Genomic DNA, 9,082 nt, shown 5'->3' with positions numbered 1-9,082 from the left:
TGTGGGAATCAATAGGCAAACATTACTTCAGTCATCGATCCTTACCCCGAGCTGCGCCACTTCGATTATGTCACTGGAGTTGGGAGAGAGGGCCTTCCAATTTACCAGCGAGCTTTCTCGAAGAATGAGGGAGAAATATTTTAGGGGATAAGGAAAAAAGATAATAGAAGGGCCTACTCATCTCTATCAGCGGGAGAGTCTGTTTTTGGCCTTGGATCGGACATTGGGGGCTTTCAAAGATTCAGAATCCATGTACCCCCCGGACATTACCCGAAAACCAAATTTTTCGAAGAAGGGACGGTCATTCTCCCCAAAAAGCACGTTGACCCCCTGAGGATTCAAGTCGCGACAAGCCTCCAGGGCAATTTCCATTAGACGTGTCCCCACCCCCTGTCCCTGGCCGTCAGGATGCACGCATAGGCTATGGATCAACAAATCACCGTGGGGGCTACCTACCACAGGTAAAAATCCCACCAGCCGTCCATTCCACCTGGCGCTGATGTGAAAAAGGTACTCCTGGATGATTTGAACATAATTCCCTTTTGCCGGCCAACCCACAGCATGACGGAGGGCCACCAATTCTTCGGAACTCACAGGAAGATCTTTTCCCATTACCATCCGTTCCAGGGTTGCTCGATCTTTCTGACGGCTCACGATTCCTCCCAATGAACCTCCCCAAAGGGTGTTTTTTCTCTGAGTCGTCTGTGAAACACCTCATATTCCTTCTTAGAATCTCCTACCAAGATCCCTTCCCCGTGCCCGGGCAGGAGTAAAACATTGTGCGGAAGGGTGTAAATTTTTCGTTCCAGACTCTGAATGAGGGTTTGAAAAGCTTCCGGGGACCAAGTCTTGCCTGGACCTCCGGGAAATACCGTGTCCCCACAAAAACACAGGGTGGATGGAAGGAAAAAAGATACACTTCCAGGTGTATGCCCCGGGGTGTGGAGGACTTCTAGTTCATGAGACCCCACGGCAATCCGGTATCCATCGGAGAGAGAGATTTCTGGACGGAGTCGAGTGGCCTCTGGTTCCAAGGGATGAATTCCCACTGGGGCGCCGGCCTTCTTGCGAACCTCTTCCAGAGCCTGGATGTGGTCCATATGGGCATGAGTGAGGATGATTGCCACCAAACGATCTGGCCCAATGGCTTGTAGCAGAGCGTCACCTTCCGCCGCAGCATCGATTAGCACACAGCAACCCTGGAGCTGATCTTGCACCAAGTAGACATTGTTTCCATAAGAACCAACACCTAATCGCTGTACTTTCAGGGCCTGTTTTTCCATCACAGTATTTTCCTTCATACGCTTTTACCTGGGGGAAAAAATAACATTGGAGAAAGCAGGCAGGCCGCAATCAAGAATTGAGAAGACAAGCCCCACCCAAACTTACCGATACATTTATTATCCACAAAGTACAGGATTTTTGCAACTCAAAAGGCGAATTTGTCCACTTCTTGTGCCAATTTTCAAACGAAGGTTTAAAAAAAGCACGATATGTTGTTGGTAATTTTGGGACCCTAAAACTGAACAGTCGAGTAGCCCAGGGGAATTTCACCCCCAGGCCTTCACGGAAACGGACGTGACAGTCTCCCGTCATCCGGCTCTTATCATCCAATCGCCGTTTCCGGCAACCTCCCCTTACCTCCTGGCTCCTCCCTGGCTCTTTACCAGAGCAGCTTAAGGTGGTTTGAAGCCTGCTCTCCAATCTTAGGATGTTTGGGGTGAAGTCTTGGCCAATGATTAGGACGTAAACATCCTTCCGGCTTTTTTATCAACCCTTCTGCACCGGCAGCACAATATGGGACGGGCGGTTGGCATCATGGTAGACGGCCTGATGCGCAATTTCGTACCGCTGCTCAAGCCCCAAGGGTCCGCCGGTGTTCGGATTGACATCAAACCGGGGCCAATTGCTGCTGCTGATGTCCAAGCGGATCCGATGACCCTTTTTAAAAACGTTGGATGTCGGGTAAAGCTGAAAGACAAATGCGTAGGGCTTTCCGGGTGACATCAGCTCCGATTTCTCATAGCCGTCTCGATACCGGGCACGAATAATAGAATCGGTCAGATTGACGGCTAAGCCATCTGGATAATCATCGCTGGGTGGATACACGTCGATGAGTTTGGCTGTAAAGTCGGTATCCACAGCCGACGATGACGCCCACAGGTGCACTTCGATGGGCCCGGTGATTTCCGTCTCGAACGCAAGCGGGGGGGTCTGGAAGGTCAAAATATCTGATCGCGAAATGAGCGGAAGCATGTCTTTCTCGCGCTGATCGAAGGCGCCGGGCTTCATCACGGAATCCGCTGCCGAAATGCCGCCGCCGATGGTGGGCACCGGGTCCTTGGGGTCAAAGGTATATCGACTGGGTGCAATATCAGATCCACCGGGCTTTTGCGGAGACAGGGTTCCATCTCCTTGAAGGTAGTAGGGTGTGAACCGGGTGCCCGGAATCGGCCAGTCTTCAACCCTCCGCCAAAAACCGCCGTGGTTGATGCGACCCGGATACTCTGACGCCTCACCGGGTGCGCCGGCGATGACGCGCTTGCCGTCGCCGGTTCCCATCGTAAAAATTCGCACCGGCAGCCAGTCGGCAACTTCGGTAGGCATGCCTTTCAAAAAATGGTCGAACCAGGCCAGCTTCAGATCCTGGTAGTCGATCTGCGCTTCCGGGCCGAATTCGAGATCTCCAGCATGGGTGATCTCATACTTTCCGTGGGTCCAGGGTCCCATAAGCAGGTACTGGGGGGTTTTCTTCATCCTGCGCAGGGCCACATAACTTTCACAGGTGTTGCGGGCATAGGAGTCATACCAACCGCCCAGGTAAAGGGTGGGAACATCCGCATGTTCCTTATAGTACTCGGAGACGGCATAGCCGCGCTGTTCCTTCCAGTAGCCGTCATAGTCGCCGTGGGTGAGGATATCCAGCGCCCACCGCTCGTAAGATGGCAGCCTTCGTAAAAGGGTGGCCCCTTTCTTGAGCGGGAACCGCCGCATGACCTCCGGCATCTTTTCGGTATACAGCTGGATCAGCGCTTTCTTGAGATTCGGATCGGCGGCAGCCTCCTTGCTGGTGATGGCCATGCGGAAGACATACACATGAAACCGCTGCTCCAACACACCGTTGTGACGCATGGAACTGTGGTAATAGTTGGAAGCCCCAACGGCCACGATCATTGTCCCAAGATGCGGTGGGGCGAGGGTTGCCAGGGCGCTCTGATCGCTTCCGGCGTAGGAATCCCCCATGGTGCCGACCTTGCCGGTGCTCCAAGTCTGGGTTCCAAGCCACTCCACGGTGTCGTAGCCGTCTTGCGCTTCCTGGGCAAAGGCATACCACTCCCCTTCGGATTGAAAACGTCCCCGCACATCCTGGATGGCGCAAACATATCCCCGGCGGGCAAAGTATTTGGCTTTCAGGACGTTTTGGGGCGAGGCCTTACTGTAGGGGGTGCGTTCCAGAATAACCGGAAACGGCCCCTCCGCGCACCTGCCGCCGGCAGCCGGAAAGTAAACGTCGGTGGCCAGTCGGATGCCGTCCCGCATGGGGATCATTACCTTGGGGTCAATGAGCACCTCGTATTGTTGATGAGAGCCTTCATAGGGGTGGGTCATGGCATACCTCTTTTCGGTTAGGTTCAGGGAGTGTCTGGAGTCCACTCCGGTTTAATAGTTTGATGAGACGCCGCCTCCGCCTTCACCCGGTCCCATCTGTAGCGCATGGGAATAAGCTCAAGGACGCCCCAGATGGAGGCCTGGTCGGCATAATGCGGGCTTGCCGGATGGCCGGAGACGCCCAGGGGCACCGCCCAGCAGGATTTATCCCAGTCGGACGTGTCGAACACGTAGCGAACCACGGAAAGCAGCGTCACATCGAAGGGACGGCCGGGGGAGTAGCCGGCTGCCAGGGGTGTGTCTCCGTCTCCTCCCATCGGTACCGAAGGCGGATTGAGAAGGTCTTCCAGCTCCGGGAATAAATGGGAGACTGGATGTTTGGGGGAGGTGCGATGGACGGCACCCCACTGCCAGGTCGCCATATCGTCTCCCAGGCGCTTTCTGAGGTAGGAAACCGCTTCGTCCAATGCCTCGGTGGCTACCGAGCGCCAGGTGGTTCCCGGCGGCAGAAGGGACGAATCCCCCGTCTTTGCCGCGGTAACGATCTGGGATGCCAGTTCGCCGAGGTGCCGGGGGCCGCCGCGGCCGGTAGTAGTAAACATCACGTCAACCAGCGGTCCGACCAGGCTGCCGATGATTTTATGCAAAAGCTTGACCCGAAACGCACTGTATATCGTTGGCGCCACGGCGTCATGCGCCATGGCGCTGTTCCAGCCGGATAGCATGGCCTTCGCCCGGACGGAGAATTCGTCGGTCGGCTCAATCATCGATATCACCTTCGCCAGCACCTGAGCGGGTATGGAGAAACAATCCCCATGGATGGCCCGTATCTCCTCGACCGTCGCACCGGTGAGGTTTTTGAGTCGTTCGTAAATCCGCCGGGCTCGGTATTCCGGAGCATAACTCAAGGCAAGGTAATAGGGGTAGTTCGCGTCGGGGATGCGGTTGTTGGCGGAGACGATAAATCCATTGGAGGGGTTGCGCAGCCGCGAAAGCGCTTCGAAAGGGATGTTCCCCTGCCACTCGTGCTCTCCTGTCCAGCCCGGGACCGGCAGCCAGGCATTGGACATGGACCGGATGGGCACCTGCCCCCGATGCAGGTAAGCGATGTTTCCATGCACATCGGCAGAGATAAAGTTGTTGCAGGGATCCACCCAGTTCCGCATGGATTCGTCCAGCTCGTCGACGGAAGTCGCCTTCATCATCGGAAGAATGCATTCAAAACCCCGATAGGGGGCGGCCGTAGCCGTGTATTTGAACGCTAGGCCGTAGCCCTTTCTCGGATCCCCGGCGATGATCGGGCCGTGATGCGTTACGGTCATTTCCATCTCCTGAACCGCACCACCCCTGACCTTTATTTGCTCGCGCCGGACCTTGGCCTTTTTCCACTGGCCCTGGAAATTGTATCGGGCCGCATCGTCCGCAGAAAACCGCTCGATGTAGATATCCTGGTAATCGGCCTGCGCGTGGGTGACACACCAGGCCACATGGGCGTTGTGGCCGAAGTGGGGAAAGCCGGGGCAGCCCGGGAACGACAGCCCGATCACGTCGAATTCCGGACAGGCAACGCGGTTTTGATAGTAAACATTCGGGGTATCCAAAGAACGATGCGAATCGCCCGCCAGAAGTGGTTTTCCAGAAGCCGTACGGCTGCCGTGCACGGCCCAGCTGTTGCTGCCCGCATCCGGTTCCTCTCTCAGCCACCCAATGGCTTCCAGATTTCTGCTCAGCTCTTGGAACCCGTTTAGAATGGGCCCCTCGTACACCCCGCCCGGCGGCACGATAACCAGGTGGCCAGGGGGGTGGCCCTGCAGGAGGGCGGCCGCCTTTTCTGGCCCCAGCGTGTTCACCAGCCTTGCCCGCCATAACTTTCCTTCAAACACCCCCATCATAATGTGGCGCACCTTGTAGACGGCAAAGCAGTCCCATGGATGCCAGGATTCCGGTTTGGCATCGAGAAGCTTATATTCAATCGGCAGCGCCTCCGATTTTTCGATAAAGGCGTTGACCCCGGCCGTGTAGGCGTCCAACATGGCCCGGGTGGCGGCATCCACGGACCGATAGTCGTCTCCCACCGTTGCCCCGATCTGGAACCGGCGCATCAGCTTGTCCTCTTCAACGGCCGACCCACCAAGAAGCTCAGCCAGACGTCCGTAGGCGTGCCGTCGGTCATATTCCATATGCCAGAGACGATCCTGAGCAGTGACCAACCCTTGCCCGAAGAAGGCATCATGGGCCGTCTGCGCCCGCACGTGCGGAACACCAAAGCGGTCCCTGTAGATCTCGATGAGCGCATCGATCCCCTTCAGCCGAAATGTTTTGGACGTGTCCGGAAGAGCGGATTTCAGGTCTTTTCCCGTAATCGTATTTTCAGTCACCGGTTATCCCTCACTGCCTTAAAAGGTTCTTGATACCGCATGCGGCTCCGGGGTATCGGCGTTTTTCGGGCCCACATGTGCCTTCGCGCCAGTACTCCGATCATTCCAACACTACCCAACCACCGGATCTCCTTTCGTTTACCCTTCATGACGATCGCGGTCGGCTTTTAGCTTTGGGCCCTTCAGGACCTCCGGATTGAGGACATGGGGGGGAACTTTCCCTTCAAAAAAGGCAATGATCTTTTTTACTGTCTCCATCGCCATGGCATAGGAAGCTTCCCGGCTCAAGCCCGCGCTGTGGGGGGTACAGACCACATTCTCCAACTCGATGAGCGGTCTGAATTTGGGGGGCTCTTCTTGGAAAACATCCAGGCCTGCTCCGGCAATCCAGCCGTTCGTAAGTGCTTTGTAGAGAGCCTGTTCCTCCACAATCTCCCCCCGGGCGGTATTGATGAGGAAGGCCGTCGGTTTCATCAATTGCAGCTGCTCCTCCCCGATCATCAGACGGGTGGAATCATCCAGAGGAACATGGAGGGTTACGTAGTCGGCCATCTGGAGGAGTTCTTCTTTGGAGTAGTAGGGGATGTTATATTTTTGCTTGAACCCGGGATAATCCACGATGTCATTGGCGATGATTTTGACCTCAAACCCCTGGAGTCTCTGGGCCACCTTTTTCCCGATGTTGCCCAGCCCGATAATCCCCACGGTTTTGCGGAAAAGATCCTCCCCCCCTCCCCGGTTGTAGAGGTTCTTGCGCATCTCCCGGTCCTTTTTGGCAATCTGCTTGGACACGGCCAGCATCATACCGATGACCATGTCGGCCACGGAGCTGGCGTTGGCCCCCGGGTTGCAAGTCACCACGACCCCTTTTTCGGTGGCCGCTTTTAGGTCGCTCCCCTCGAACCCCGCGCTGCGAATGGCGATCATCTTCAGGCGGTCGGCGCTCATGATGATCTTCCGGGTGGCGGGAAACATGGCAGTTACCACAATTACATCCGCTCCCTGGATTACCCGGCAGACTTCATCCTCCTGGGCCAGGGACACCCGGTCATAATCCTTCTCCTCCACGGTAAACCCGGCCTGCTCCAGGGTTCGGATAGGGTCCCGGGATATGTCGGCAAATTTTTTGGTCATGATCAGTACTTTGGGCATTTTCTGGTTTTCCTTCGAAACGAGGGATCATATCCGATCCGTTTTTCATGAGAATGATTTTGGCATTCTCCCCGTGTTTGGCCAAGGCCATTGCTACCGCTTCCTCAACCGTATCGGCTCTCTGGGTGAACATCTCTTTCAGAGTCTTATCATCAATTTTTTTACTGACCAGAATCAAATCGGCTCTCTTCAGGCATTTGGAAAACAGCCAGGCCTTCTCTACATCCCCGGCCACCACCTGCGTAATCTCCTTGTGTTGGTTCTGCACCGTGTTCAGGATGAAATCTACCTTCGCCATTCTGGCCGCTTCCAGGGCGTTCTCGTGAAACTTATTCCCTTCCACCCATCCCATGGCCGGTTTATCGGATCGCAGGTTAAAGCCGTGATGCTGCTTCAAGGTGGCCAAGCTGGCAATTCCCGGAAGAACGCTCTTCCGCCCCCCGGAAAAGCCGGCGGCCTGGTGGGGCGCGATGGTTGCCATAACGATTTTCACTTCCGCCTCCCAGAAGAAGTAGAGGAAGAAATTTATAGCTGGCCGTGGGGCGGGTGATATCATTCACAACGATCACGGCATTTTTCTTTCCCCGGGCAATTTCCTTTAGCCTCTTGGTCCCGATGGGATTCTCCAGCGCTTTTCTGACTGCTCCGGCTTCGTCTTTAAGCCCCGGATTATACTGGGGCATGAGCGCTGCCACGAAGTTCTTCTTGGGAATTTGAATCTCTATCTCTCCCTTGCCGTAGGGAATCCGCTCCACATGAAACTCTTTATCGGCAGCCATCGTTACTCCTTCCTTTTTTTCTCATTCTTCCCGATCAAAGATCGTCTGACCGCCTTTCCATTCCCTGTGGGTCGTGATGCACAGAGAAAGGACCGTCAATGCGAAAGGGATACTTGAATTATGCCCGAAAGCCAAATTTTCTTCACTGGAGGCTAAGCCTCTTCTTCATCATGAGTCCCCGGTTGACCGAGGTTAGATCGAACCCGGGGTCCCGAAAGTCAAAATCACCTCAACAGCGAAGACCTTTTCCCGGATGGAATAAGAAAAGTTGTTTCCTTCTTCCCAACGAGATGAATCATATATTCTTCGGAAACGAGGTGTCAAGAAAAATGCCCCCCGCAAAAGTTGTGGATTCCCGCTTTTTCCCATAGTATAAGGAGGGGATGAATTCAAATTCCGGAGCCGATCTCCGGGGGCGGAAAGAACCAAGGAGGACCCATGGCGGAGTATGAGATTTATGCCTTGAAGTATGCCGGGCCGTTTACCAGCTCGGGGGCCTTTCTTATGTGGAGGAAGGACTGGGAGAAGACCGTCCAGAGAAATTACTATTTCTGGTGCCTGCGTGGGGAGCAGGAAACGGTCATCGTGGATGCGGGGATACCGCCAGAATTAGCGAAAGAGAAGAACTTGGCCGGCTATGTAAGCCCGGCGGAAGTCCTTTTTCGAATCGGCGTGCGGGCCGGAGAAGTCCACCACCTGATCCTTACCCACCTCCACTGGGACCACTCGAGCGGCGTGGGCCTCTTCCCCAAGGCCACTGTGTACCTTCAGGAAGAAGAATACTCTTTCGCCCTCAAGAATCCTATCTCCCGGCGTCCTCCTTTCCAGCAATCATCGGATGAAAAGTCTAAAACCTACCTGGCCTCCCTTGAAGGAACCAACCGTCTTGTACTTCTGAAGGGGGATCAGGAAGTACTTCCCGGAGTGGAGTGTCTTTTAGCTCCTGGGCATACCGTTGCTCTCCAGGCTGTGGCCGTCAAGACCTCCCAAGGCACGGCGATTGTCGGTTCAGATTGCGCCCATATTTTCCGCAATTACCAGGAAGACTGGCCCAGCGCCTTGATCGTTGACCTGATAGGCTGGATGAAAACATACGAAAAACTGAGGAAGAAAGCGTCTTCCCCCGACTTGTTGTTCCCCGGCCATGATCCCCTCATGTCTAAA

Annotated in this window: 8 protein-coding genes; 1 reads left to right on the top strand and 7 read right to left on the bottom strand. The window is 55.1% G+C overall.

Annotated elements, in window-relative coordinates; genetic code table 11:
- Positions 1 to 186: 186 nt before the first annotated feature.
- From Q7V48_08140 to Q7V48_08110, 7 genes are all read right to left on the bottom strand, one after another.
- Positions 187 to 654, bottom strand: a complete 468-nt coding sequence (locus tag Q7V48_08140; GenBank protein MDO9210705.1) for a GNAT family N-acetyltransferase — start codon at positions 652 to 654, stop codon at positions 187 to 189.
- Entirely contained in the window at positions 651 to 1,283 is a 633-nt protein-coding gene (locus Q7V48_08135) for an MBL fold metallo-hydrolase (GenBank protein MDO9210704.1), read from the bottom strand. The genes Q7V48_08140 and Q7V48_08135 overlap by 4 nt, the downstream gene beginning before the upstream one ends.
- A 487-nt stretch (positions 1,284 to 1,770) precedes the next feature.
- Positions 1,771 to 3,609 carry a CocE/NonD family hydrolase gene (locus tag Q7V48_08130; GenBank protein MDO9210703.1) on the bottom strand — a complete coding sequence of 613 codons (1,839 nt, stop codon included), beginning with the start codon at positions 3,607 to 3,609 and terminating at the stop codon, positions 1,771 to 1,773.
- A 23-nt stretch (positions 3,610 to 3,632) separates the two neighbouring features.
- Complete coding sequence (locus tag Q7V48_08125; protein ID MDO9210702.1) at positions 3,633 to 5,987, bottom strand: penicillin acylase family protein; 2,355 nt, start codon at positions 5,985 to 5,987, stop codon at positions 3,633 to 3,635.
- Positions 5,988 to 6,125: 138 nt separating this feature from the next.
- Positions 6,126 to 7,139, bottom strand: a complete 1,014-nt coding sequence (locus Q7V48_08120; protein ID MDO9210701.1) for a phosphoglycerate dehydrogenase — start codon at positions 7,137 to 7,139, stop codon at positions 6,126 to 6,128.
- Positions 7,036 to 7,632 carry a lactate racemase domain-containing protein gene (locus Q7V48_08115; GenBank protein ID MDO9210700.1) on the bottom strand — a complete coding sequence of 199 codons (597 nt, stop codon included), beginning with the start codon at positions 7,630 to 7,632 and terminating at the stop codon, positions 7,036 to 7,038. The genes Q7V48_08120 and Q7V48_08115 overlap by 104 nt, the downstream gene beginning before the upstream one ends.
- The gene (locus Q7V48_08110; protein ID MDO9210699.1) at positions 7,514 to 7,918 is read right to left on the bottom strand and encodes a lactate racemase domain-containing protein; all 405 of its coding nucleotides are present in this window, start codon (positions 7,916 to 7,918) and stop codon (positions 7,514 to 7,516) included. The genes Q7V48_08115 and Q7V48_08110 overlap by 119 nt, the downstream gene beginning before the upstream one ends.
- Positions 7,919 to 8,356: 438 nt before the next feature.
- Between Q7V48_08110 and Q7V48_08105 the strand changes: the two genes are divergently transcribed.
- Positions 8,357 to 9,082: N-acyl homoserine lactonase family protein (locus tag Q7V48_08105; protein MDO9210698.1), on the top strand; the 726-nt coding region annotated here is incomplete at its 3' end.

This window comes from Deltaproteobacteria bacterium, from assembly GCA_030654105.1.
GTDB lineage: Bacteria > Desulfobacterota > SM23-61 > SM23-61 > SM23-61 > JAHJQK01.
This window is presented reverse-complemented; position numbering and strand designations above follow the sequence as displayed.

What these genes read in the sequence shown, in the direction of transcription:
- Q7V48_08110 (MDO9210699.1), bottom strand. Translation starts at nt 7,918, where the DNA reads ATGGCTGCCGATAAAGAGTTTCATGTGGAGCGGATTCCCTACGGCAAG.
- Q7V48_08120 (MDO9210701.1), bottom strand. Translation starts at nt 7,139, where the DNA reads ATGCCCAAAGTACTGATCATGACCAAAAAATTTGCCGACATATCCCGG.
- Q7V48_08135 (MDO9210704.1), bottom strand. Translation starts at nt 1,283, where the DNA reads ATGGAAAAACAGGCCCTGAAAGTACAGCGATTAGGTGTTGGTTCTTAT.
- Q7V48_08130 (MDO9210703.1), bottom strand. Translation starts at nt 3,609, where the DNA reads ATGACCCACCCCTATGAAGGCTCTCATCAACAATACGAGGTGCTCATT.